This window comes from Aeoliella fuhlenseeensis (genome assembly GCF_052161615.1).
Lineage (GTDB): Bacteria > Planctomycetota > Planctomycetia > Pirellulales > Lacipirellulaceae > Aeoliella.
The window spans coordinates 5779726-5802326 of record NZ_CP197417.1; the positions used below are offsets into that span (position 1 = coordinate 5779726).

The 22601-nt window shown below is 58.2% G+C and carries 26 protein-coding genes; 12 read left to right on the forward strand and 14 right to left on the reverse strand.

The window, feature by feature from the left end; translation table 11 throughout:
* The first annotated feature begins 337 nt into the window (after positions 1-337).
* On the forward strand, positions 338-892 hold the full coding sequence (locus SH292x_RS22735; protein ID WP_442483315.1) for a hypothetical protein: 555 nt from the start codon (positions 338-340) through the stop codon (positions 890-892).
* Positions 893-950: 58 nt separating this feature from the next.
* Here SH292x_RS22735 and SH292x_RS22740 read toward each other — a convergent pair whose 3' ends face one another.
* From SH292x_RS22740 to SH292x_RS22790, 11 genes are all read right to left on the reverse strand, one after another.
* Entirely contained in the window at positions 951-1874 is a 924-nt protein-coding gene (locus SH292x_RS22740) for a nucleotidyl transferase AbiEii/AbiGii toxin family protein (RefSeq protein WP_442483316.1), read from the reverse strand.
* The gene (locus tag SH292x_RS22745) at positions 1871-2632 is read right to left on the reverse strand and encodes a type IV toxin-antitoxin system AbiEi family antitoxin (protein ID WP_442483317.1); all 762 of its coding nucleotides are present in this window, start codon (positions 2630-2632) and stop codon (positions 1871-1873) included. Before SH292x_RS22745 ends, SH292x_RS22740 begins: the two co-directional genes overlap by 4 nt.
* A gap of 189 nt (positions 2633-2821) precedes the next feature.
* Positions 2822-4411, reverse strand: a complete 1590-nt coding sequence (locus SH292x_RS22750) for a relaxase/mobilization nuclease domain-containing protein (RefSeq protein ID WP_442483318.1) — start codon at positions 4409-4411, stop codon at positions 2822-2824.
* Entirely contained in the window at positions 4401-4778 is a 378-nt protein-coding gene (locus tag SH292x_RS22755; protein ID WP_442483319.1) for a plasmid mobilization protein, read from the reverse strand. The genes SH292x_RS22750 and SH292x_RS22755 overlap by 11 nt, the downstream gene beginning before the upstream one ends.
* A 742-nt stretch (positions 4779-5520) precedes the next feature.
* Positions 5521-6207: a hypothetical protein gene (locus SH292x_RS22760; protein WP_442483320.1), complete on the reverse strand. Its 687-nt coding sequence runs from the start codon at positions 6205-6207 to the stop codon at positions 5521-5523.
* On the reverse strand, positions 6204-6479 hold the full coding sequence (locus tag SH292x_RS22765) for a hypothetical protein (protein ID WP_442483321.1): 276 nt from the start codon (positions 6477-6479) through the stop codon (positions 6204-6206). The genes SH292x_RS22760 and SH292x_RS22765 overlap by 4 nt, the downstream gene beginning before the upstream one ends.
* Positions 6476-6976 (reverse strand): hypothetical protein, encoded by a 501-nt coding sequence (locus SH292x_RS22770; protein WP_442483322.1) that lies wholly within the window; start codon positions 6974-6976, stop codon positions 6476-6478. The genes SH292x_RS22765 and SH292x_RS22770 overlap by 4 nt, the downstream gene beginning before the upstream one ends.
* Positions 6977-7209: 233 nt before the next feature.
* Complete coding sequence (locus SH292x_RS22775) at positions 7210-7623, reverse strand: DUF6876 family protein (protein WP_442483323.1); 414 nt, start codon at positions 7621-7623, stop codon at positions 7210-7212.
* A 151-nt stretch (positions 7624-7774) separates the two neighbouring features.
* Positions 7775-8020, reverse strand: a complete 246-nt coding sequence (locus tag SH292x_RS22780; protein ID WP_442483324.1) for a hypothetical protein — start codon at positions 8018-8020, stop codon at positions 7775-7777.
* Positions 8021-8155: 135 nt separating this feature from the next.
* The gene (locus SH292x_RS22785) at positions 8156-8461 is read right to left on the reverse strand and encodes a hypothetical protein (RefSeq protein ID WP_442483325.1); all 306 of its coding nucleotides are present in this window, start codon (positions 8459-8461) and stop codon (positions 8156-8158) included.
* Positions 8458-8739: a hypothetical protein gene (locus SH292x_RS22790; RefSeq protein WP_442483326.1), complete on the reverse strand. Its 282-nt coding sequence runs from the start codon at positions 8737-8739 to the stop codon at positions 8458-8460. Before SH292x_RS22790 ends, SH292x_RS22785 begins: the two co-directional genes overlap by 4 nt.
* A 720-nt stretch (positions 8740-9459) precedes the next feature.
* Here SH292x_RS22790 and SH292x_RS22795 point away from each other — a divergent pair.
* The gene (locus tag SH292x_RS22795) at positions 9460-10719 is read left to right on the forward strand and encodes a hypothetical protein (protein WP_442483327.1); all 1260 of its coding nucleotides are present in this window, start codon (positions 9460-9462) and stop codon (positions 10717-10719) included.
* Positions 10719-11171, forward strand: a complete 453-nt coding sequence (locus SH292x_RS22800; RefSeq protein ID WP_442483328.1) for a tail fiber domain-containing protein — start codon at positions 10719-10721, stop codon at positions 11169-11171. The genes SH292x_RS22795 and SH292x_RS22800 overlap by 1 nt, the downstream gene beginning before the upstream one ends.
* Before the next feature lie 75 nt (positions 11172-11246).
* On the opposite strand, the gene SH292x_RS22805 is transcribed toward SH292x_RS22800, so the two are convergent.
* The 3 genes from SH292x_RS22805 to SH292x_RS22815 form a co-directional block, all read right to left on the reverse strand.
* Positions 11247-11516: a hypothetical protein gene (locus SH292x_RS22805; protein WP_442483329.1), complete on the reverse strand. Its 270-nt coding sequence runs from the start codon at positions 11514-11516 to the stop codon at positions 11247-11249.
* Positions 11517-11725: 209 nt separating this feature from the next.
* Entirely contained in the window at positions 11726-13810 is a 2085-nt protein-coding gene (locus SH292x_RS22810; RefSeq protein WP_442483330.1) for a serine/threonine-protein kinase, read from the reverse strand.
* Positions 13811-13817: 7 nt separating this feature from the next.
* Positions 13818-14438 (reverse strand): hypothetical protein, encoded by a 621-nt coding sequence (locus SH292x_RS22815; RefSeq protein ID WP_442483331.1) that lies wholly within the window; start codon positions 14436-14438, stop codon positions 13818-13820.
* A gap of 320 nt (positions 14439-14758) precedes the next feature.
* On the opposite strand from SH292x_RS22815, the gene SH292x_RS22820 reads away from it, so the two are divergent.
* The 9 genes from SH292x_RS22820 (at position 14759) to SH292x_RS22860 (ending at position 22599) form a co-directional block, all read left to right on the forward strand.
* On the forward strand, positions 14759-14914 hold the full coding sequence (locus tag SH292x_RS22820) for a hypothetical protein (RefSeq protein ID WP_442483332.1): 156 nt from the start codon (positions 14759-14761) through the stop codon (positions 14912-14914).
* A gap of 61 nt (positions 14915-14975) precedes the next feature.
* On the forward strand, positions 14976-15224 hold the full coding sequence (locus tag SH292x_RS22825) for a hypothetical protein (RefSeq protein WP_442483333.1): 249 nt from the start codon (positions 14976-14978) through the stop codon (positions 15222-15224).
* A gap of 450 nt (positions 15225-15674) precedes the next feature.
* A complete protein-coding gene (locus tag SH292x_RS22830; RefSeq protein WP_442483334.1) occupies positions 15675-17729 on the forward strand; it encodes a type IV secretory system conjugative DNA transfer family protein in 2055 nt (684 codons plus the stop codon).
* Between the two features lie 35 nt (positions 17730-17764).
* Positions 17765-18214 (forward strand): hypothetical protein, encoded by a 450-nt coding sequence (locus SH292x_RS22835; protein WP_442483335.1) that lies wholly within the window; start codon positions 17765-17767, stop codon positions 18212-18214.
* A 66-nt stretch (positions 18215-18280) separates the two neighbouring features.
* Entirely contained in the window at positions 18281-18664 is a 384-nt protein-coding gene (locus tag SH292x_RS22840) for a hypothetical protein (RefSeq protein ID WP_442483336.1), read from the forward strand.
* 63 nt (positions 18665-18727) lie between these two features.
* Positions 18728-19006: a helix-turn-helix transcriptional regulator gene (locus tag SH292x_RS22845; RefSeq protein WP_442483337.1), complete on the forward strand. Its 279-nt coding sequence runs from the start codon at positions 18728-18730 to the stop codon at positions 19004-19006.
* Positions 19007-19009: 3 nt separating this feature from the next.
* Positions 19010-20356 (forward strand): tyrosine-type recombinase/integrase, encoded by a 1347-nt coding sequence (locus SH292x_RS22850; protein WP_442483338.1) that lies wholly within the window; start codon positions 19010-19012, stop codon positions 20354-20356.
* A 1267-nt stretch (positions 20357-21623) separates the two neighbouring features.
* Complete coding sequence (locus SH292x_RS22855; protein ID WP_442483339.1) at positions 21624-22145, forward strand: hypothetical protein; 522 nt, start codon at positions 21624-21626, stop codon at positions 22143-22145.
* 115 nt (positions 22146-22260) lie between these two features.
* Complete coding sequence (locus SH292x_RS22860; RefSeq protein WP_442483340.1) at positions 22261-22599, forward strand: hypothetical protein; 339 nt, start codon at positions 22261-22263, stop codon at positions 22597-22599.
* Positions 22600-22601: the final 2 nt, after the last annotated feature.

Here is a 22601-nt window from a genome sequence, read left to right on the forward strand (position 1 = left end):
TCGGCCGAAGCTGCTGGACAGGTATCTGCACACACCTTGTCCACCGAACTGTGCAATCAGCGGACTGCACAGTGTTGACCAGTGAGCAGGGGGTTATCAGGCCAGTGCTTGTTCACCACGCTGGCCAAGCGGAGCGCTTCTGCGGCCTTCAAGCTGACCACCCACCTGTCCAGCGCTGCACACTGTGCAGCGATCGGGGTCGTCCAGCTGTTCAGCTCGCATCATGCCCTTGTATTCACAACCGTGTGCAGCGATTGGTCAGAATCTGCTTGCGCTAGGCGAATCGCCGGTGATACGGTCAAAGGGCAACGAGCGCTAGAGTAGGGGACCAACGCCGATGACCACCACCAAGTATTCCATTTCCGCCGCCAATCGGATCACCGGCAAGAGCCGCACGACGATTACTAAGCACCTGCGCTCTGGCCGGCTCTCTTATGAAGAAGACGGGCAGGGGAACAAGCTGATCGATGCCTCCGAACTGATAAGAGTTTACGGCGACGAGTGCGACTTCAGCCGGGAGGAGGGGAGTGCCCCGGATTCCCTCATTGCCACACCGACTGGACAGGGTGTGCAATCCGAGGTGAACACCCTGCAATCGCAGCTGGCGAAAGAAGTCGCCGAACGCGAACGGGAGCGAGCCCACTTCCGGCAGCAGGTCGAACAACTACAAGAAGCCCTGAAGCTGGCGCAAGAAGGACATAATAAAGCGATGCTGCTTCTGGAAAATCGCACCGGCGGGCGAGGGGAGTGGGAAGCAACGCTCAAAGCACTCGAAGAGCGAATCGCCAACCAAGAGCTGACAGCCAAGGAGCTAAAGGCTGCCCACGCCGCCAAGCGGAACGGCGGCGATCTCAAAGACAAATACTGGTGGCAGGTGGTGTTTGGGGCGTAGGGAGGTGCTTCGCGCGTGACGGTATCTTGTAGCGTCTTAATGCTTCAACTGCTACATCTCACGCGCCCAGTCGTTCAGCAAGAGCCTTTAGCTGTTCCGCGTGCTTGTCAGGATTTTGCTGGATCAGCTTTTGAAGGTTAAGCAGCTTCCACTGCACGGCAGGCATCTGAGCCAGGTTCTCCCAAGGAGATAAAGACCAGTCTGGTTTGCCCTGCTTGAAACCGAGCAGAAACTCACGGTCCTTGTCCGTCCAGCCTTGATCGATCTCCTGCACGAGGCGTTCTCTGGTCGTTTCATAGTCGGCGTAGCTAAACGGCGTGAATGCCATGCCCGCAAATTGCACTTCAAAAGCTCGTTCTTGGTCCTGGAAATTAGGCCGGATCATTTCATGAATGGGGCGGGAATGGCTTAATAGCAACGCGATAAAGCCAGAGCGAATGTCATCTGTTAGGCCTTCGTTGTTGAGCATGTGATGAACGTCGAACAAATCACGGGGGTGCTGGCGATCGAGCGCGGCGCAAATCTTCCCGCCGAAGAGTTCTGCATGAGAGACGACGTTTACCGATAGGAACCGTCCGAACTCTGATTCCACTGCATCGGCAACGTCCATCCTGCGGGGTGGGAGTAGGTGACCACGGACAGTGGTATTCACTTCCACCTTGATCTGCGCGGCTTGGATTTGACAGACCAGCTTTGCTTCCGGTCCATCGCTTTGTGGAACCAACGTGACCTTGCAGGCAGGAATAGCAGTTTCTACCCGTGCTTTGACACCCTCCAGGGCACCCGTGATGCCCGCCAGTGCGGTAGCGCGGTCATCGAAGGGAAGCCAGGTCAAATCAATGTCCACCGACAAGCGGGGCATGTCGCGGACAAATAGGTTGATGGCAGTTCCTCCCTTGAGGGCAAAAGATTCCTCTTTCGCCACATGGGGCAGGACTTGCAAGAGTAGATCCACTTGAGCGCGGTAGGCTTCTGAAATCATTGGTTCACCAGCTCTTCCGGTAGGGTCAGGCCATAGCGCGAAACATAAACCCCACCCTTAGTGATGGTGCGGGCCCCTGCGCCTAGATCAAATTTGGCGATGTCCAGCCGCTGGAACCAGTCATGCCCCGCCTTTTCCGCCATGTAGAGAAACAGACGCTTGATCTTGATCGAACTGCATTGCTCCAGAAGCGGTTGCAGCAGCTTGGGCCGCAAGGTCGTAAGACCCTCCAGCAGTTGATAACATTCCACCAGATCAAGCGTGCTCGGCGATAGGTGCAGGCACTCCAAGATGGCGCGTTCCGGCGCGGATATTTTGACGGAGAACGCTCCAACCTGAAAATCGGCCAGCGCAAGCTCCGGCGGCAGGACGGAGGTTTTGCAATGGTGGAGGTGCTGCCCCCAGTCGCGGTTCTTGAACCAAGCGGGCAAGCTGGTTTTCGGGGGGGAGAATAGAAAGACCGTTTCCGCACCAAGACGCAGGTAATGGGCGTAGCCTTGCAGGGCGAGCGCGGTAAGCGCGCCCGCGTGAACGGCCAGTCCGCTCTGCGATTGCAGGGCGTATAAGCCTCCCTGCCATGTCACTTGTTCGCCGGGACGTTTGAAAGCCCCGGTGCCGGCCGTCTCCAGCCACCCGCTCTTGCGGTAGCGCTGTTGAAGCGCCCGCGAGATGCCGCGGTCTTCCAACCAAGAAGCCACGTAGACAGTGCCGGAAAGGTGATTATCCAGCAGCTTCTTTAATTTGGATTCGTTATGCATACCCATAGTATTAAAAGTACGACATTTTTAACGAACCTGCCAGTGTTTTTCTCCAGGTAACGGGCTAGCGGACCTGTAGCGATTGAAAGGCGCGCCTGCCGAAGGAAGGTTCATCGGGGCGAGTTGGGGCCCGTGTAGGAGGGGGATATCCATGGAAAAAACTGGATCTTCGGCAGTTAACTCCCGTCACTATCGATCCCGATCTCCATCCCGGTCTGCCCGCTGTTCGCGTCCCATCTGCCGCTGCTGCACAAAATCCTCCCACTGATCGATCTGCTGAGCCGCCTTCTGCGCATCCTTCTGCGGCAAGAGATCACTCGGACTGGTCCGCGGGGGCGGAGTGTGGGCCTTGGGCGGAGCTTCGCTCTCGTTCTCGGTCTGCTCACGCTTCGCCTCCGGCTCAGCAGCTTTCGCAAACTCCTGGGCGAGGGGAGGCGCCTCACGACACGGTTCGACCGGCTCTGCGGGACGAACTGGAGTGACAGTCCGCTCCGGCTGCTTCTTCTGTTCCAACTCCCGTAGCTGTTCGACCTCCTGACGGAAGCGGCGACCTTTCTCCTGCCACCGGGCGCGGTGCATCGACTGCTCCAACTGCTGCTGAAGGATCAGACTGCTCCGTTCCGCCTCGAACCGCTTGCGGTTCTCTTCGAGAAGCTGATCACGCTCGGCCTGTCGCTTCTGCTGAATCTCGGCCTCGATCCTCCGCTGCTCTGCCTTCAGCTGTCGATCCTGCGCATCCTGCTGCTTCTGAAGCGACTGCAACCGTGCCGCGGAATCATTCATCAAGCGAAACGCCTCGCTCAGCGTGCGGGTCTTGCCGTCGTCGAGCGGCACTTCGCGCGACAAGAGTCCTTTCAAATCAATCGCTTGCACCGCATTCTTCATGCGGCCCCAAAGCGTCGCCTCCTGCTTCTCGAACTCCCGCAGCGCCGCCTGCCGCTCGTGGTGCCGCTGTTCCCACCGTGGTCGAAAGCGGTCGCGTATCTGCTGCTCTTTGCGAGCCATTACTTCCTTGGCCCGCTTTACAATGAGGTCCTGTAAGCGCCGATTGCGTTCTTCGAGCAGGGACCAGCTTTCGGCGTGCCGCTGCTTCAGCTGCCGGCCGGCATCGCCAAGCGTCCGCGCTTGCTTCCGGTGTTCTGCCAGCAACTGCTGGCGTCGGTCATTGTCATTAGCCACCTGTGCAGCATCGTGGACATGCCGGGCATCGTCTTTCTTCCCACGGGTGAACTCCTCCCGCTCGCGTGCAGCGTTGTTGACCACCCGCTGATCACAATAAATCTTGCCACGTTCCTCTTCATACCGCTGCGCCCAGCGGGAAGCCTGGAGTTTCTCGAAACTGGAGCTGAGCATCTTGCCGTGCAGGGGGTGCACACGGTTGACCAGCACGTGAACATGGGGCTGCGGCTTATCGGTGTGACAGATCACCAGTGCTTGATGCTCCTGGGCATCCATGACCGCGAGGATGGTGTTAGCAGCGCGCATCATCTCCTCGCGGGTGAGGTCGGGTTTTTCCTCTTCGTGCCACGAGAGGGAGAAGTGGAAGACGCTCTGCTTCGATTTGCGGCCGGTGTTGGGAACGCCGGCTTGCGCCTTTAGGCGATCCTGATCCATGGCGGTTGCCGCCATCACCCGCCAGGCAACTTCGGGATTATGAGACGCGACGTTTCGGACTTCTGTCCAAGCAACCCGCTCGGACGTGTCGTTTCCGACATCCTTGAGGAGGTAACCAGCAGCCCCCTTAAAGCTGACGCCTTTCTTATGGATCTTAGGGACCATCGAGCAGTATCCGTTCAAGCGTTTGTTCAATAAGACGGCGTAAGCGTTTGATTTCACTCGGTAAGGTGTCCCACTCGGGTGGGATGCGGCGATCGGTGTGGCAGTAGAGGGCGACCTGGTTCACGACGTTGCCCAAGGCGCTAACTTGGCCGCCTAACCGATTGATCTCACTGACTAAAGCGGCATCGGTGGCGCCAGCAGCGGACGCTGGCACGGCATAGCCGAGCACGCGCCGCCGAGTGTACTCGGCTTCACTCAAGCCCGCGCTCGCGGCTTGCGACTGGACATAACGTTTCTCGGCGAGCGTGAGGTCGGACCTCACCGCGGCCGTGCGGCGTTCGTGCAGTTGCTTACGTGGTCGGGCCATCCGAGAGCTGCCTTCGTTCGTTCGTCAGTCAATGCGGTCGAGACCATCGACCGCTGATCGACCTGCCGGCCTCCAAGAGCCTGGGCAGGTCGAACAAGCACCGCATCGAAGGACGCTCCTTCGCGGCGATCCACCGGCCGACCGGTGGCGTGGGGTTTCAAGGGCGGCGAAACGCCCTTGGTGCAACCAACGCACGAGGCGTGGGTTGCACTCGGTTCATCATGGCCTGTAGGGCCTGATGATGAACCGACGCGTGGTCGAGCGGCTTGACGCTCGCCAGATGCCTCGTAGCCCGAATTTATTCGGGCGAAGAGGTGGTTTTTCGGAACGAAAAACACATCTGGCTATCCGTTTGTCTCGGGATTAAACGCATCCACTGCGAGGTGGTCAATGAAGAACCGCATGCTGCCTCAAGCACGGTCCAAGGTCTCGAACCGTAACTGACGCGACAGCCGCGGTCAGCTTGCGCCACGGGATGCCACGAGCGATCCAGATTATCAGCACGCGCATTCCTACGCCGGTATGCGCTACGCTTGCCACCGCACTGGACACCTGAAGCATCGACGCCAGTGCGATGCGAAGGGAGTGAGTTTGCCGACCGGGAGAGAAGGGGGCGAGCGTCAGGCTCGATCTCGCACGCTCACGCGAGGCAGCGCTTTGCCGGCCGAGGCGATGTCTTAGTATATAGACACAAAAATGCCCCTCCTGCGGGTGCAGGAAGGGCATGAGGGCGGTAAGTCGCCTAACGGCCGCTACGGCGCTCCAGGACGAGGCACGTATCGTGCAAGCCAGGGATAAAACTGCTGCGATATTCCTTCTGGCTGGAGGTGTTTCCGTATTGAAAGCGGATGATCTCCGTGCAGGCGGGCCAAAGACCTTCGTCGATGGCACGCGCAAGCAGCAGCTGCGGCAAGGGCTGATAGCGGCCTCTGTCGCTGAAGCCGCCCAGCAGCACGGCGATCTTGCCGCGTGGGCTTAGCACGGTCTTGCAGTTGCGAAGCACTTGCTGCATGCGGTCCAGGAACGCATCAAGCGTTGGTGCGGCCGACAAGCAGCGGGGGTCATCGTTGTAGCGGATCATCCGCCAGTAGGGCGGGTGCATCCAAACGAAGTCGACCGGCGCGAGCCCAGCATAGCTGGCCGGGTCCGCCGCATCCTGCCCGCTTCGCAGGTCGAAGCTGTGGCAGGGAACCTTCAGCTCGCGGCAGACATCCTGGCAGGTGCCGCTGCCGCGCATCGGATCGAGCACGCTTTGCGGCTGGTAGTAGCGAAGCAGGTCGCGGATCAGATACCCGCCGCAATTGCCACGATAGCGGGAGTTGCCATAAGGTCCGCGGCGGCGAGCGCAGTGCAAGCTGGTCAGTTCGGGCACCGGACTGGCACAGCGGGGCGCCTGCGGCAGTTCGACGAAGGTGGGGGGCTTGGTCATGGCGCACCTCCGTAAGCTTCATGGATGAAGGCAATATGCTCTTCAGCCTGGGTGACCAGCACCGTCAGCTCTGCGGCAACGTCGGATGCCAGCAGCACCCGCAAGACGACCTTCAGTTCCGCGGCGTGTTCGCTTAAGCCGGTGTAGCCTTCGTAGTCGAATGTTTCGCAGTGTTCGTCGGCCAACGCTTCGAGCTGTCCAACAAGCTGCCGCAGGCGAACAGCCAGCGCATCACGCTGCTGGCTATCGCCGAGGAGTGTGCGGCGGCTCATTGGCTATCACCGTTGTCACGGGTGGCGTACAAGCGTGCTGCTTGCAGAACCGTCTCGAAGTCGGTGTTGTTTTCTTGACACCAGAGCATGGCGTCGGCGAGGAAGTCAGCCAGCTCCAGACCGCCGTAATGGGCGAGGGCTTCGCGGCACCGCTTTAGTCGGTGCTCGTGCGGCTCGCCAAAGCGGGCGATTGCTGCGGCTTCGATGATCTCCCAGGTGATGCCAAAGGAGCAGTCGAGACATTTCTCGACGCCGAGCAGGACTTCCCACGCCTGATCGTCATTGAGATCAGGGCGGACGCTTTGCACGTCTGGGACGCTCCAGACATGGGCAATCAGGCGGTTATCGTGGAGCAAGAGATCGAGATCGTGTTCACCGCCCACGGCGTCGGTGAACTCCAGCAGTTCGGAGAGATCGACAGTTGCCGGGATGTGCACCGTATCGTCACCGATCGCATCGGTAAGGAGTTGGTGGAGGTCGAGGTTGATTTTGGTCATAGGTTAGGTTTCCTTTCTGGTTGTGAGTGACCGAAGCGTCCAAAGGGCCGCTGGGGGGCCGCTCGCCAGGCAATGGGTCTGCCGCCAGGCTTGGCGAAGATCGCGCCCTTCGCGATCTGCAAGCCAACCCTTGCCGGGGGAGGGGCGAAGCGGCAGGACGCGCCCTGAAGGTCACGAACAAGAAAGAAGGCCGCCGCCTCGATGAACGTAGCGACGGCCTACTAGCTAAGCGGTTAATGCTCGCTCGGAAGATAGATCACCCAGTTTGTGCCATCGAAGCCGGCGTAGAGGATCATCTGCTCCAGCGGAAAATCGGTGAAGCCGATCTTCTGCGTGATGAAGGCCGGTTCGTCTTCGTCGCCGCGGGCGGTCAGAACGGCTTGATGCTTGTCGAGCTCCACGTCGAGGTACCAGAAGTGGTGGTACTGGAGCCAGTTGTTCGCTGCGATGGCCCGATTGAACTCGGGCGATCCGATCCAGCTGGCGATCGCGTCGATCAGCCAGTAGGCACCAGCCTCGTCGGCGAGGTATTTGACGCCCGGCGTGAAGATAACGCGGCGGTTTAAGGAATGGCGATAGCGCTCCGAGTCGCCGGTAAACTGCTGGAGTTCTGCCAATAGGCGTGCGGGATTGAGGTTTTGGGACATTAGGTTCTCCTTGTTCGTGGGTTGGCTTGGTCTGCCTCACCCCCGGCTGGGCAGACAAACAACCAACGAAAAGCCGAGGAGATTTCTATGTTGTGCAAACCCAATCGCACGCAACGAGAACTAAGAACGACAGCTTAAGGGCGATAAGCCGCTATGCAGGAAACTGCTTTTCAATCGCCGCCATGGCCGCGTAGTAGTGGACGATGCCTTCGCCGGAGAGCCAGCGGCGATAAGAGCGGAATCCGCCTATTCGCAAGGCCCTCGCTTCCAGATAGGCGAGAGACTGGCGCACCTCCGGTGTGTCGGGGGCTTCGATCGACGTAGCGTCTTTCAGCACCCGCAAATGCTCGCGGCGGATTTGGAATTCGGGAATGGTGTTCGGCGGGGCGTTCCACATGGGGCCATGGAGTAGCGCACCCAAGAGAACAAAGCAAGAACTTTGGTGAGAAGCGGGGGCGGCGATGCGACGTTCGGTCGCCTCGGTGGCGAAGTCAGCGATCGGCCACAGCTCAACGGCGAAGGGGAAGAGACGTTATGTAGAACCTCCAGTCGGCTTCTTGCGAAAGACATCGATCCACGCGTCGTGTTGCGCGACGAAAGCTTTGGCCTGGGTAACTTGCTCTGCTCGGCTCAGCGCGAGCAGGTCCGCGAGAACGGAGAGCTTTAGGTGCAGCTCCGTGTAGTAGTCGTAGTCAGAAGGGACGAGTTGGCCGTTGTAGAATTCCCGGAGCGCCAGGACTTCCTCGGCAAGATCGCGGGTGCGAGACACAAGTGCCAGGCGGTCGGCCGGGACTTTGCGCCCCCGGCCTCTCGCGGTGGTGCCAGCGCGGGGGCTCATTGCTGAGCCCCGTTGTCGGCGTCGGTTTGCCCGTCGGCTCGCAACTCGCCGATCGCATCGTAGGCCTTGCCGGCAAGGCGGGCGACGCGGAGCAGTTCGCCGTTCGAGAAGGAGTTCGTAGCATGCCACTTGCCTTCGCTGTCGGTGTAGCTGCGGCTGAGTTCCACGGAATAGCGGGTGCCGCCATCCTGCTTGTCGTTGGACCAGATCGTGGCCTTGATGGCACCGTCTCGAAGCGTCAGTGCGGGCTTGTTGCTGGAGGTGTTTGCAGTCGTCATCGTCGTTCTCCTTCGTGAGGTTGAAGTGGTGGAGCAAAACCTTTTTCGCCCCTCACCCCGTGGCTGGGGGCAAAAATTTTGCGGCACTTCGGACTCGCGATGAACACTGGCGGACGATCTCTACATGGACAGTCCACTCCGATGCTCAATTGAGACGGTGCGGCGACGACCGAAACCAAGGAGGAGGCAGTGTACGAGGCCCAGCGTGGTTGGGTCGATAGCCGGAGGTGCAGCAACCGGGAAAAAGGGCCGGTGGGCTTAAGCACTCGTTAGCCTCGAACTTGAATTCCACGTTGCACTTGGCCGGCATCAGAAGCGGGAACGGCGGCGAGACGTTCGGCGTTGGGATTTGCGACCTTTGCTACTGGTCGTGCGGCGAGGTTGCCGGGTGACGGCCCAGGCGAAGATTAAGCTCAGCGTGCCCGGTGGTGGAAACGGCCGGGCGGTCTTCGGCGAGTGATAAGAATAGGCGTTGGTCATGGCTTCTTCCTTTAAGCGACATGAACCCTGCCGCGATGATGCCTGCGTGTCAAAGGCAAACCGCCACAGAGCGAGTTTCCGGTTGCGCCCGTATGCGAAGCTGTAGTAAAATAAGACTTGGTCTTGCGCATTCGCTTTCGGCGATTTCGCGAGAAATGGCCTTGCGAGAAATCGCTTTTCATCGCGCCTTCTGCGTGGCATGGTCGAGACTTGATGCACAAGCTTAGGGGAGGCACGCGCATGGATGCAGCGAATTCAATAAAGGCACGCAGAGGCTGGATTCCGCTTCTTATCACCGCGGCCTTTCTCATGAGCGCGGGAACGGCGATCGCCCAGGAAACCGAGCCGGGTGACACCTGCGCCGGGTTCGCAACCGGCAGCTTCCGCCAATCCGCCGGCGATGGCACGATTGGTCATATTCTTATCTGCGATGGAACCAACTGGCAGCCGCTCTTGAGCCACAACAGCGATGGGGAAGCAACCACCATCGGCAATCAATCATGCGGCACCGGACAGGTGCTGACTTTTAACGGAACGATTTGGGCGTGTGCCGCGGCTGGAGGCGGTAGCGGGATATGGGAAGCCGTGTCTGGAGTGGTTCGTCCTGTATCCGGCGTGGTGAACTACGCGACGGATGATTTTGTATTCGGATCAAATCAGATTGATAATGTGGGCGCGCAGAGTTACGACGACACTCGCATGTTCTTTGATACGTCGAAGTCCGCCTTCCGGGCGGGATACGCACAGTCCCACGCCTTTAATGACGCGAACGTTGGAAATTTTTCCGCTGCTTTTGGAACTATGAACATAGCATCCGGAGCAGGCAGCTTTTCGGTTGGTGAGCAAAACCATGCGACGGGGCAGAATTCCTTTGCGGGCGGCGCCGGCGCAATTGCATCTGGCAGCACTTACTCCAGTCTTGCATTCGGTGATCGCGTAACGGCGTCCGGCAATAACTCTACGGCATTCGGGCAAGAAGCGCGAGCAACCGGATCAAACTCATTTACTATAGGCCTGTCCGACCAGACCAACACCGATGGAAATCGCCCGCAAGTCTCTGGCGCGGGCTCATTCGGTGTGTTCATGAGTCAAGCGGATTCATTCAACCTTACCGGTTCGAAGGTGTTTGCAGTGGTCGGTGGCCGGGGGCTCATTGATCCGGCATTCACTCAAGTCGATGTATCCACCGGAACAGGAGGCAAGCTCGCACTGGATGTCGAAGGCCCAATCGGAGGAACGCATTTCTGCGACGAAGGCGGCAACAACTGCTTCACTGCTGCGGACGCATCAGGACTTTTCAGTGGCAGCTCCGGCCTCTGGCGAGCCAGCGGCGGCGATGTGATTTATTACAGTTCTGGTACACCCCAGGTCGGGATTGGGAATTCCAGTCCCACAGTTGCCTTGGACGTAACTGGAAGCTCCAAAATTTCCAGCACCCTTACCGTAGGAGGAGGGACTCCCGCCACCGGATACAGTTCCTGCACAACGACACGGTTCTGATGAGTCTAGCCCCCGCTGGATATGTCGGCATTGGCATTACGGCCCCTGATGTGGCCCTCGATGTCGATGGCGATATTCAATACACCGGCTTTATCGCCGACGTATCCGACAGCCGGTTGAAAACCAATATCGAGAGCCTGTCGCCCGAGCGAGGCGACGCCATCGCCGCATTGAAACCCGTATCCTTCGAGATGAAAGACCGTGAAGGCCTTCGCGAGCTGGGTTTCATCGCGCAGGACGTGGAGCAGGTGTTCCCCGAGCTGGTGCAAACCAGCGAGAGCGGTACCAAATCAATGAACTATATCGGCCTGATCGCACCGATGGTCAAAGCGATCCAGCAGTTGCAGGCCGACAACGAAGCCTTGAAAGCCAAGGTCGAGGCGGTGACCTGCGACAAGCAGGGCACCGAAGCCACGGGACAGCCGACAGCACCGCACGGCCTCAACGACTAACACCATCCTATTGAATACACAGAAACGTCCGCCAGCGGGATCGCTGACGGACGCTCTGCGGGAGGCGGAAGGGGCTTATTCGGAAGCCCCGTTTTCCGGCTCGTCGCGACCGGCTCGCAGTTCGGCGATGGCGTCGTAGGCCTTCGCGGCGATGCGGCTAAGTTTCAGCAGGTCGGCCCCGCTGAAGCTATTGGAGTCGCGGTACTCCTCGCCTTCCTTGTACGTCCGGGAAATCGTGACGCTGTAGAAGGTGCGGTTCTCTTGACCCTGGTTGGCCCAGATAGCGGCGCGGATGGCTCCATCGCGAAGTTGCTGGACAGGTTTGTTGGCGGTTGGGTTTGTCATGGTTTAGTTCTCCTTTTCGAGTTGTTGGCTTGTTCTGCCTCACCCCCGGCCGGGCAGACAAACAACAATCGAAAGCCAAGGAGAACGCGAAGTCAAAATGACCAACCGCGGCGAAGCTCAGCAGGAGTGGAGACGCTGCACCAGCTGAGGATGCAGACGGGAGAACGACTATTCCTTACTATCCTCGCGCCGCCGTTCCCGCTTCTTCATCAAGGAGACCAATTGTTCTCCGGACGCGGCACGGGTTCGACGAGTGGTTGCGAAATCCCGCCAAAACCAACGCTTTCGAGGTGTTTGCGACGTCGAATGGATTGCTCACTTTGCGGATGGAGGTCGGCCAAGAATTCGCGAACCTCGCTTTTGCTTCCGTCAAAGAAATGCAGTTGTGCGAACAGACTATGGGAGTCTTTCAAGGGTTTCGTGAGGTTATCGAATTCAGTGCTGGTGTAGTAGAAGGATGCGAATACCCCAGATTCTGTAGCGTCTTTAGCGTCCGCGATAGTCTCCAGCCCGTACGATGCAATGTCTATGGAGTGAACCATTTCTGAGGCGCTCGTTCCGAAGCGCAACGCGACAACCGGGGTCCAGGGAAATCGGTAGCGATTGACCCGCAGACTCCATTTCTGGAAAAATATACTATTGCCAATCCAGTCATACTTCTTGTCGATCCATTCTTTGGCAATCTCTTCTGCTAACTGTTTTTTAATCACATCGAGACTCTCGTCCAAGTAAACAGAATATCGAAATGGACCACATATAGTAGGCGAGCCGTTTCGTGCGAGCGTAGTGAATCTGATATACAACGGTCCTCGCAGCAGCAGTTCGGCCTCCGTCAATTCGGCGATGGATAGATTGGTTTTCGGTTCGCGATACACGTTTCTCCATGGGCCGTTATGAAAGCGGAACTCAGCCCCTGCCAGCATTGCGTCGGTAGATGGGGTTCCTCGGACGGCGAGCTTGCCGGGAAACCTAAGAAGTCGAGGATCACCGCCAACGACCCAACGAGAATCTGTATCGCATTCGACTGAAACCTGAAAGTCAGCCGCCGACACATTCCCGTAGTCGAGTGGCGTAATGCGGTCGGATTGATCTACGAGCCCAGGCGAAGCTTCTGGCGCCCGCCCACCCGGCGCGAAGTTCCATATAACAATAAATGAGGCCAGTAGAGTAACAACCGATGCGAAGGGCAATGCATACTTAAAAACGGCTCGACGCGTTGTATCCACCGTCAAATATTGTCCGAGTTCACGCGACAACTCGGCTGCTGATGCTTGCCGATCGGCTGGACGAGACTCAAGCGAGCGCCGGCAAATAGCTCGAAGCGTATCGGGAACCTTCGCCCTAAGGAGATTTGTATGCACCGCCGCTTTATCCTGAGGCGGTTCGCCGACCAGCAGAAAGAAAAGCACGGCACCAAGCGCATATACGTCACTGAGCTTGGGGTCGCTGTTTTCGTCGGACGCGAGCTGTTCCGGGGCCATGTAGGCTTTGGTGCCCCCATGCTCCAGTACCCGCCGATCTTCTGCATTCCAGGCTGCTAGGGCAACGGCTAGCCCTAGGTCGAGCAGGACGACCGTGTCCTCCGGGGATTGCGGATCGAGATGGATATTGCCCGGCTTGATATCACGATGCACCACGTTTTGAGCATGCATATGGGCGATCGCCCTTGCAATTTGAAGGGTGATCTCCGCGGCTAACTTGGGACTAGGACGATGGTGCGCGTATGCAAGTTGAAGACTTTCGCCGCGCCGTAGGGGCAGCACAATGTAGAATAGCCCTGGCTCGTCTCCCCAACCGAGCACTTGAATAATGTTTTTATGCGCGAGATCCGCTAAGAACATCTGTTCGCGACGAAGTAAACGGACATGCTGCGCTTCCCAGGCATACTTGATGGCAACAAGTCGATCATCCAGCTCGTCTCGGGCTTGCACAACGCATCCTTGGCCCCCTTCACCGATGACCTTGGTCGTCTTGTAGCGGCCAAAGGCATCGGGCACTCGCGACTCGCCGGGCACCCATTTGTAGGCGGCCGGTAGAAGCTCTTTCAGCGTGGGGTGCGCATGGCTAAGTTCGTGAAGCGTTGGTAATTTGCCCGTCCGAAGTTTGATGTGCTCGATTTCAATCGGCAGTAACTCGCAAAGCAAGGCCAATCGTGCGTCACTCGGCGCGGCTTCGATTGCTTTTTCGAGCAGATGCGGTTCCTGACGCGGCAGGAACGATCGAAAATCGCGGCAGCAGGCACTGACGTACTGCTGATTATCACTATCGAGCCGGCTGAGAGGATGCTGAGGCATGATGAATCTAATCGAGTAGTTCTGTCTTACCGGAATCGTCACTTGGCGCGAGCGTCCTTCGCAGGCGTCGAATCTTGCGACGTACAGAATCAACAGGGAGAGACATCTCCAATGCGATTTCTTTTGGCTTGCAACCGATCACCAGCAATCGGGCGATCTCACGCTGCTCGGGCATAAGAAGATCAGAGCGAATTTCGCTGAGCGCCCAGCGAACATACGTTTCGACATTCGCTGAAAGCTCATCCGATGATTGCCGGCCATTATGGGTCAGCTCTTCGATGCCCGCCTCAGCCGAGGTAAAGGCGTCTGTTTCCAGCTTCCACCCGTGCTTTTGCGTTCGCTGCATCCCCTTATACTGATCGCGCTTCTTCCAGAACAGCTTTTCAAACCATGCCCAGATGTCTTCCTCCGGGGCGGGTGCTTCTTCGGGCGTTCCCTCTCGCCGCAACGCGGTGCGGAGCGTGCTATTGATCAGGTCTTCCTGATCCAGGCCGATCCGCTGGACCGACCGCATTCCCCATCGGGCCCGTTCGGTAATGCGGCGGATGGACGCCTTGCCGTGTTTACTCTCGATATCAAGCCGGCTTGCGCTCGGTTCACGCTGCGATGGCGGATGATGTTCGTTCAAAGCTTTCGTTCCTCCCTTAGGGCAAATTGAGCCGGAATTGCGTTTCAGGTGGCCGCATTTTCGGGGGGCGATGGGCCCGTGGCAAGCAGAAAACCGCAGGTGGGAAAGGGATTTTCTCGGCTCAGGAAAAGCCTGTACGTGTTGGGCAAAAGACGACGGACTCATCTTTGCCGCCTGACACCAGGATTTTTTGGATTTTTCTTTTCCTGGTGCGCCAAAACCGCTCGCTCGTCTCCCCCTAACAGATGAAGGCAACAGTGATTGCCACTCCGACTGACCTTCCTCAGTCGCCATCCTCAACGTCTCAAGGAGAACGTGTTATGGCTCTTAAAGGTTTTATTGACCGTTGGCTTCATCTGCTCGCCAGCAACGGGGCCGAGCGGGTCAATGTTCCGCCCCACTTCTCGTACCCCCACCTCCTGCCGTCCAAGTCGCCGAATGAGGACCACACGACGGACCCACCCGCGGTGGCGTAGTCCCTGCCGCCGAAGATCGCACGGCTGTTTTTCTCTAACACCCATTCAAGGATTCAAAGTCATGAACACTCAAACCACCGGTACTGCTCTCAAGTCGACGGACGACGACGAGAAGGGGGGCAGCCTGCTGCTCTCCATCTTCCTCTACTGCGTGCTGTTCCTCGGGGCCATCATTCTGCCGAAGGTCATCGTGCAACAGATGTTCTCCAAATCGATAACCCAGCAGTTGGAAGAGCGGGTCAGCCAAGACATGGAGCGTCAGCGGGGGAACACGTTCGTCCCGGATGCCCCCAAGAACATCCGCTTCTAGGAGGTCACGGTCATGGATACGGGGACGATGTGTCTGGCAGTGGCTGGGGTGCTCGCGCTCCTTTTGTTCGGGAGTCGGATCACTCGGGCACTGCAATCGTTTGGCGAGCTGCTCATGCGGTGGGCGCTTGGCGGCGCCTGCGTCGTCGGACTCGTCTGCTGGTGGCAATCGAGCGGGCCCTCCAAGGAGGGCGGCTCGGCCACCCAGACGAAATCGGCGTCAGACGCATCGTCCCCGCCTTATACCGGCCCGGTCACCACCAACCTCACTGGCTATGCACAGGGGGCCGGATTGCCTGAGCCGGGAATGTTCAATCCGTACGCTCCCGGGGCATTCGATAGACCCGCCAAAGTTCCGCCACCTAGCGAACCTGAGGCTTCCAAACCTTCAACGCCCGAAACACCGCGGTCGGCATGGACCTGGTGGTCAGAAGAATAAGGCACTTCAGTCATGAACCCTCTCAAGAACCCGTTTCGCTTCTACGGCTTTCAAAAGCTCGCCTATCTCCTGCTGGCAGCACCCATCGTCCTAATCACCGCATTCTTGCTCGCTGGCTCGCCGCCTGAAGGCTGGGCCGAATGGCCTGCCGGCGCTCGGTTCGCCGTCGCCAAACTATCGAGCGGTGCGTTCACGATCGCCGGACTGTGCTGGTTAACAATAATCCTTCGCCCCATTTGTCGCTCCTCGACAAAACGGCGCGTCATCGCCGGAGTGGTATTGTTCTTCCTCCTAGGCCTGCCAGGGATGTGGGCCCTCGTCGGCGGCGTTGTGGGACTTACGGTCAACGGCGGCAGTCATGCGTTCGCTGCAATGGGCGTGATTGCACGAGTCGCACTCCTGCCGGTTGCCGTTGGCATCGCCGTGACAAAGTGGCCCGATTTGATGGCCTACTTGAAGGCTCATCCGACTTTGCGGCGATGGACGGTTAGCGGCACCGGACGCCACAGCAGCTGGGCGGGCCCGATCGCAATCCGCCGGCACATTACGCGGATCGAGGATTGCCAAACCCCACACGGATGCTTCAGCGATGGCGTCTTCGTCGGCCGCACGAATTTCGAAGACACGTTTGCTCGTGGCGAGGAGGTCTTCTTAAGAGGGCCGTCGCACCTTTGTACGATCGCTCAAACGGGAGGCGGCAAGCATATCTGCGCCGCCGGCAACTACGCGATGCACCGCGGTTCGATGGTGCATATCACCGTGAAGCCCGAAGCAGCCGATCAGTTCCTCGCTGCCCGCGTCGATCAGGATCAATTGCCGCCCCATCCACAGGGGGCTTCAGCGGGAACCTTTGGCGTCGATCCCCGAGGGATTACCAACGTCACGCGCTGGCTGCCCAAGAGCCAGGCGTTTCTGTTGGACGCCACGCAGCAGAGCGTCTTCCCCTCCAATCGGCATACGCTCCTCTCAGAGATCGATCCCAACGCAAACAACGCCCGTGTCTTGGCGCTGGCGATCGCCGATGGGAGTTTCCCGGACGACGGCAAAACCAAAGACCCGTGGTTCCGTGAAGCGCCTCGCAATTACCTCGCCGCCGGCATCCTTCACGCCCTAACGTTTTCAGAGGATCGTCGCCGTCAGAACTTGCCTCGGATCATCGAACGGGCGATGGGGATCGATCGGATAAATGACGAGAATGGACCGAAGGTGATGAAGAAGCTCCTTAGCGAGATGACCGGTAATACTCACCACAACGTGGGCAGTTACATCAGCACAACCGCCGTACAAATTCTTGAGCTGGGCGATCGCGGCTATGGAACGCTCAAGAGCGAATTTCAAACCCGCTGTTCCTGGGCGCTTGATCCATTCATGGACAGCCAGCTGACCGGCGCGAGCGATTTTTCGTATCGGCAACTGGGGGATGACGAGCGACCGACTTCCATCTTTATCGTTCCGCCACGTGGCGATGCGGCCCTGCGGGCCGCGTTACCCTGGCTTCGATCGCACGCGGAGCTCTCACTCCAAATTCTTCAAACTAATCTTCGCCGTCCGTCAGTTCCCACGCTGTTTATCTGCGATGAAGCCCGCCAATACCTTCAGGGAATTCAATCCATACGCAACGGCCTAACCTTGCTGCGCGACGCTCGAGTCAAGCTGTGGCTCATGTTTCAGAGCTGGCCCTCGGCCCTTGAGACGCTCGGCGAAGATGCGGCGGCGGAAATGGAGGCCTGTTCGACGATGATCTACTTCTCCATCAATGATCTCAAGACGGCCCAGCGAATCTGCGACCGGATGGGGTTCGGTACCCACAACCAGCGAGAAGGGGTGTGGGGAGAGAAGCAGCAGGACGTGGCCCATGTCATCACAGCAGACGAGGTGCTGCGGGAGCTTTCACTAACGAGCCCGCTCACCTATGTGATGGGCGGTGGCGTCGTACCGATGCGGCTGTCGCGAGCCGCCTACAAAACGATCGTCACCGGCGACGGGACGAAGTTCGCCGGCCTGCCGCTCTCGGGGCAGTACGACGAAGGACTCAGCCGCTATTCGTACGGCGGCGTGCGGATGTAATCACGTTTTTACCTTTACATGGTTGGAGAACTGCGATGAGCGATCGAGATTTTGAGTCGGCTCCCGATTTGAGCCGCGAGTTCGACGAAGCGGATTCGATCGAGATTCCGGATATCGCGTACGACTTTGATGCGGCGAGCTGGGAGCCTACGGAAGAGCCTGATTTCCCAAAGCCATCCGAGAAGCATCTGACGCTCGACTACACGCCAGGCGGTTACTTGGAGCAAGACGTTCACTCCGAACTGGACGAGCGGGCGAGAAGGGAAATCCGCTATCAGCAGCAAGCACAGCAAGAGGTTGGTCCCGAGTATCAATCGATGAGCGACGAGTGGGATGATGTCGCCAAGCGGGAATTCGAAGAGTGGCAACGGCAGGACCAGGCGGACTACCTCCCCGAAGAAGAGGAGGAACTCGACGAGCACGATTGGAACGGCCCCATAGGCCGGCAGCAGGACCGTGGCCACGACTGCGAGCACGAACGGTAGGCAGCTACTCGTCGCGACCATCAACACTTTCTCTATTTTTCATTCCCACTTGAAAGGCACCATGCCATGCAAACTGCACATGAGGATTTAGCAACCTGCCTGCGGCAGCTCGAAGACGAGCGACTGCGCATTCGCGACCTAGCGACGGCGCGGGTCAAACAACTCCGCACCGAATTGACCGAAGCCGAGCGATTGGTGGAGGTGCTCTCGGACTCGGGCGGTACCAAGTCTTCCCGGCGGCGTGCGGCCGCGTCCACCGCCCCTTCGGCGACCAAGCCGGTCATTGAAGAGCTTGTGCGAAGATTCGTTACCGATAATCCCGGCATCTCTCCCGGAGATACGTGGGACCTAGTGAGCGATCAATTGCGGCAGGATGGCTACAACCGTAGCGGCGCCAAGATGATCTTCAATCGGGTGTACTCGGAAGTGGTCTTTCTGCAGACCTTCTAGGGTCCGCTCAATCGCACGTCGGTCCTAATAATCAATTTCACTCAAGCAAGCCATGGAGTAAACATGAAACGCTCGGACCCCATTCCCACCGACAAAGAGTCCTTCAAATCATTTTCGATTGACGCCCGCGATGACCCGCTGCTGCTCACGGCGGAGCAGGTCGCCAAGTTGTTACAAGTTTCCAAGCGAACGTTATGGCGATTGCTCAGTGCAGGTGCCTTGCCCGCTCCTCTGCGAATTGGCAACAGCACCCGTTGGGGATGCCAACAGATACATCATTGGATCGACGCCGGTTGCCCGTCGCCATCGGCGCGCGAAAATAGCACTGAAAGGAAGAAATAGAATATGGCATCCGTCTTTAAACTCGGCCGCGATAAAAAGCGAAAAGGGGCCCCATGGTACTTCGAGTATCTGGATCACCACGGCAAGAAACGAATGCGAAAGGGGTTCACCGATAAATCCCTCACCGAGCAGCTTGCCGTCAAACTGGAGACGGAAGCTCGGCTCCGGCGCATGGGGCTCGTCGACGGCGAGCAAGCCGATCTGGCCCTGGAGAAGAAGTCAGGAATTGCAAAGCATCTGGAAGACTACGAGCGTAGCCTGACCAAGAGAAAGAATACGACGAAACACGTCAAACTGACGATGGGCCGAGTTCGCCGCGTCGTCGAGGGCTGCGACTTCCAAACCCTCGGCGATATCAATGCCGACGCCATCGAAGCGTTAGTAATCGAGCTTCGCGAGGAGGAGGATTTGGGACATCGGACCTACAACCACTATCTGCAAGCCATTGAAGGCTTGTGCAATTGGCTGGTCCAAAAGCGGCGATTGGGACGCAATCCCGCGGTGGGGATTCCCCGGCTCAACGCCGAAACCGACGTACGGCATCCACGCAGAGCTCTGACGCCGGTGGAATTTGGGAAGCTGATCAAGTCTGCCCGAGAGAGCTCGGAAAGCATCCAGTGCTACAGTGGAGAAGAGCGGGCTCGAATCTACACCCTTTCGTACATGACGGGTCTGCGGCGAGGAGAACTTGCCAGTCTTACGCCGCAGAGTTTTTCGCTCGATGGCTCACCACCCACGGTTACCATCCAGGCGACGATTTCGAAGCACCGCAAGAGGGACGTACTGCCTCTCCATCCTGAATTGGTGCCCATGCTTCGTGAGTGGCTGCTCGGCTTGTTGCCCACCGACTTTCTGTTTCCGAAGCTGGCCCGCCGACGGACTTGGCTGATGGTCAAGAAGGATCTCGAACGCGTGGGCATCGAGTACGAGACTGCCGACGGGATTGCCGACTTTCACGCTGCCGGTCGGCACACCCATATCACCGAACTCCTTAGGAACGGTGCGTCGCTGGTTCAGGCCAAGGAGCTGGCACGCCACTCCGATGTGAAGATGACGATGAAGTACACCCACATCGGGATTCAGGACCAGGCTCAGGCACTCCGTGGGCTGCCTGCTCCGCTGAGTTGTCAGGATATTGTCAGGAACCCAGCCGTCCCAGCTTGTCCAAACGGGTCATCGGCCGTCGCCGAGTGTCACCACGAGGTGGCGGGCACCCTTGCCGTAAGTCCTGAGGAGATGGCACCTTATGACACCAACGGGCACAAAAAAACGCCCCCTGTCACAGGGGGCGTCGAGTGGAGGCGGCGGGAATCGAACCCGCGTCCCAATTTCCGCAAGTACGTTATCTGACAACGACTTGCAGCATGACGACTTTGGCCAGTCAGTGCCACAGTCAGCAAGCCTGACAACGTGTCGCCTCTGTCTCGCCTTGGCACGCCTTGACGGGCCCGGACAGGACGAGGCACTTCTTCGTCTCGTAGAGCGTTGGGACCAAATTCCGCCCCACGTTCGCAGTGCGGTTCTCACGCTCATCGACGCTACCGCCGCCTCCATCGGCGACAGCGATAGCCGTGGAGGGGCCTCATGACGTTGCGAGATGCTACGCCCCGAGTTCTGGCGAGTAGTTGCGTCGACATCTCGCTGAGCGATGGAGCTGCCGCTGCCTACGCCAAGCAGCACGCCACTCGAAATTGTGGCGATACCTATCCACCAGTAATTGCACAGTCGTTGCCAACCGTTCGCGGGCCTCCGCTTGGCCAGCTGCTCGTGTACCGCTCGTCGTATTTTGCCGACAAGCCGCCATTCATTACCTCGTTCAAGTCACCAATAGTTTTCCAATCAGAAAGAAATTGTCGCCATGTCTAATCCACTTAATTCTTCCCTTTCGCCAGCTTCGTCCACAACTACCGGCGTCTCCTGCGGTAAATCGCGAAGCGTAAGCTCGAAGACCACCAACCCACGCTTAGCAATGCTAACTGAGGACATAGCTCCCCACCCAGAACCTTTTGAGGAGAAGGAGCAGGCGTCACGTAACGACTTGTCCTTCACCTACGTCATTTCAAGCGGGGGCATCTGGGAGGAGCCGACACGCAGCCCAGGTTGATAGCCGATGGCGGCAGTTCGGTCCTGGGCCGTTGGCCCAGGGCCGGAGCTCCGCTGTCCAGCTCAGTTCTTGTAATCCTATCTCACGACCGTCGTCCCAGCAGAGGAACTTCCCAATGGCATCTAAAACTCACCTACTCCCCATATGGCTGCGGTTACAAGCAGAAAGGGGCGATAGCTTCGCCAAGTTGAGGGCGTTCAGCGTCGAGCTAACGACCCTCGGCAGAATGAAGTCTGACGGCTTGGTTTCGTCGGCCAACATTGGCGGCCGCTATGTAGCGGCAGACAAAGCGTGGAGACACTCCCCAACTTACGGCCTCAAGCACCTCTCAGACTTAGCTGGACTGGTCACCGAGGATTACGCGTAGTGTCAAGCCAACTATCCAACGCAAGCGAAGTAGACCTCGCCACACCGAACAAGGCGAGAAACTTCACACATCTCTGAGCCGTACACCAATGCTGGTTTATTTCCAGTCGTCCCACTCCCCACCCCACACCCCCGTGAGAACTCCTCATGAATACCATCACACTCCATGACATCGCCCAACAGCTTGAGAATGAGAAAGCCAAGTCAGCCACCAAGGCAAATCAACTACGGACCGAACTGACGGATATGGATGATCAGATTGCTCGTCTCGACGGAGCAATCTCTGCGTTGCGAGGAACAGCCCACGTAGGCACGAATGGCAAGACTTCGAAAAAGACGTCTGACAAGCGTAAGGTCGGCGCTCCGGCCGCCAGTCGTGCTCAAGTCGCCGACCTGATGGCGGCGACGCTTCAGCAGAAGGAAGCAATGCAGGAAGAAGAACTAAAGGTATCGATCGAGGAGCAACTCGTGCGAGCAGGCTTTAATCGCATGGGATATTCGTTGCGATTTAAGGAGGCTCTCGCCGATGCTCGTTTCGTCTGCGGAGTACAAGGTATCGAGCTCAGCCGGAGAACGCCCCTGGCGGCGTCGCGGTCGTTATCCGAAGTCGCCGACGACGATTCGTCGGGACTAGTTGATCTCCCCCGCACTTCCAAGGAAACAATTTAAAACATTCACACCTGATGCACCTTTGGTGTACACGACAGCCCCCTAAAAACTCCTAATTCTCTCGAACAATCATGACGGAAACCCTTGTTTACAGAACGTACACGGAGCACCAACCATGAAGAAACTGTCAAGTAAGAAACCCAACGCGGCGCCGCGCAATCTGGTTACGTTTGAACTCTCACCAGAAGCATTCGAAGCCCTCGAACGAGATGCAGCCCAACATGGCGAACGCTCGCACCACCAGCGGGCACGGGCAATCACGTTCCACTACCTTGCCAATCGCGACAGCATTGAGCAGCGAGCTTTGCTGGGCGGCATCGAATCTAAGCTCATGGGCGTCGCCGAGCTCATTCGACGCAATACCTACGCGGTGCTCGTGCACGCCGCCAAGATGGACAATGAGAAAGCAAAGGTCTGGATACGCGAAAGTTTATACGAACCGCTTGAAAAGTAGCA

Bases quoted from the DNA above. Each gene is read 5' to 3' on its own strand.
- SH292x_RS22855 (WP_442483339.1), top strand. From the start codon at position 21,624: ATGAATACCATCACACTCCATGACATCGCCCAACAGCTTGAGAATGAG.
- SH292x_RS22835 (WP_442483335.1), top strand. From the start codon at position 17,765: ATGAGCGATCGAGATTTTGAGTCGGCTCCCGATTTGAGCCGCGAGTTC.
- SH292x_RS22760 (WP_442483320.1), bottom strand. From the start codon at position 6,207: ATGACCAAGCCCCCCACCTTCGTCGAACTGCCGCAGGCGCCCCGCTGT.
- SH292x_RS22745 (WP_442483317.1), bottom strand. From the start codon at position 2,632: ATGCATAACGAATCCAAATTAAAGAAGCTGCTGGATAATCACCTTTCC.
- SH292x_RS22765 (WP_442483321.1), bottom strand. From the start codon at position 6,479: ATGAGCCGCCGCACACTCCTCGGCGATAGCCAGCAGCGTGATGCGCTG.
- SH292x_RS22845 (WP_442483337.1), top strand. From the start codon at position 18,728: ATGAAACGCTCGGACCCCATTCCCACCGACAAAGAGTCCTTCAAATCA.
- SH292x_RS22775 (WP_442483323.1), bottom strand. From the start codon at position 7,623: ATGTCCCAAAACCTCAATCCCGCACGCCTATTGGCAGAACTCCAGCAG.
- SH292x_RS22755 (WP_442483319.1), bottom strand. From the start codon at position 4,778: ATGGCCCGACCACGTAAGCAACTGCACGAACGCCGCACGGCCGCGGTG.
- SH292x_RS22840 (WP_442483336.1), top strand. From the start codon at position 18,281: ATGCAAACTGCACATGAGGATTTAGCAACCTGCCTGCGGCAGCTCGAA.
- SH292x_RS22740 (WP_442483316.1), bottom strand. From the start codon at position 1,874: ATGATTTCAGAAGCCTACCGCGCTCAAGTGGATCTACTCTTGCAAGTC.
- SH292x_RS22800 (WP_442483328.1), top strand. From the start codon at position 10,719: ATGAGTCTAGCCCCCGCTGGATATGTCGGCATTGGCATTACGGCCCCT.
- SH292x_RS22810 (WP_442483330.1), bottom strand. From the start codon at position 13,810: ATGCCTCAGCATCCTCTCAGCCGGCTCGATAGTGATAATCAGCAGTAC.
- SH292x_RS22780 (WP_442483324.1), bottom strand. From the start codon at position 8,020: ATGTGGAACGCCCCGCCGAACACCATTCCCGAATTCCAAATCCGCCGC.
- SH292x_RS22735 (WP_442483315.1), top strand. From the start codon at position 338: ATGACCACCACCAAGTATTCCATTTCCGCCGCCAATCGGATCACCGGC.
- SH292x_RS22830 (WP_442483334.1), top strand. From the start codon at position 15,675: ATGAACCCTCTCAAGAACCCGTTTCGCTTCTACGGCTTTCAAAAGCTC.
- SH292x_RS22770 (WP_442483322.1), bottom strand. From the start codon at position 6,976: ATGACCAAAATCAACCTCGACCTCCACCAACTCCTTACCGATGCGATC.
- SH292x_RS22820 (WP_442483332.1), top strand. From the start codon at position 14,759: ATGGCTCTTAAAGGTTTTATTGACCGTTGGCTTCATCTGCTCGCCAGC.
- SH292x_RS22825 (WP_442483333.1), top strand. From the start codon at position 14,976: ATGAACACTCAAACCACCGGTACTGCTCTCAAGTCGACGGACGACGAC.
- SH292x_RS22750 (WP_442483318.1), bottom strand. From the start codon at position 4,411: ATGGTCCCTAAGATCCATAAGAAAGGCGTCAGCTTTAAGGGGGCTGCT.
- SH292x_RS22860 (WP_442483340.1), top strand. From the start codon at position 22,261: ATGAAGAAACTGTCAAGTAAGAAACCCAACGCGGCGCCGCGCAATCTG.
- SH292x_RS22850 (WP_442483338.1), top strand. From the start codon at position 19,010: ATGGCATCCGTCTTTAAACTCGGCCGCGATAAAAAGCGAAAAGGGGCC.
- SH292x_RS22785 (WP_442483325.1), bottom strand. From the start codon at position 8,461: ATGAGCCCCCGCGCTGGCACCACCGCGAGAGGCCGGGGGCGCAAAGTC.
- SH292x_RS22790 (WP_442483326.1), bottom strand. From the start codon at position 8,739: ATGACGACTGCAAACACCTCCAGCAACAAGCCCGCACTGACGCTTCGA.
- SH292x_RS22795 (WP_442483327.1), top strand. From the start codon at position 9,460: ATGGATGCAGCGAATTCAATAAAGGCACGCAGAGGCTGGATTCCGCTT.
- SH292x_RS22805 (WP_442483329.1), bottom strand. From the start codon at position 11,516: ATGACAAACCCAACCGCCAACAAACCTGTCCAGCAACTTCGCGATGGA.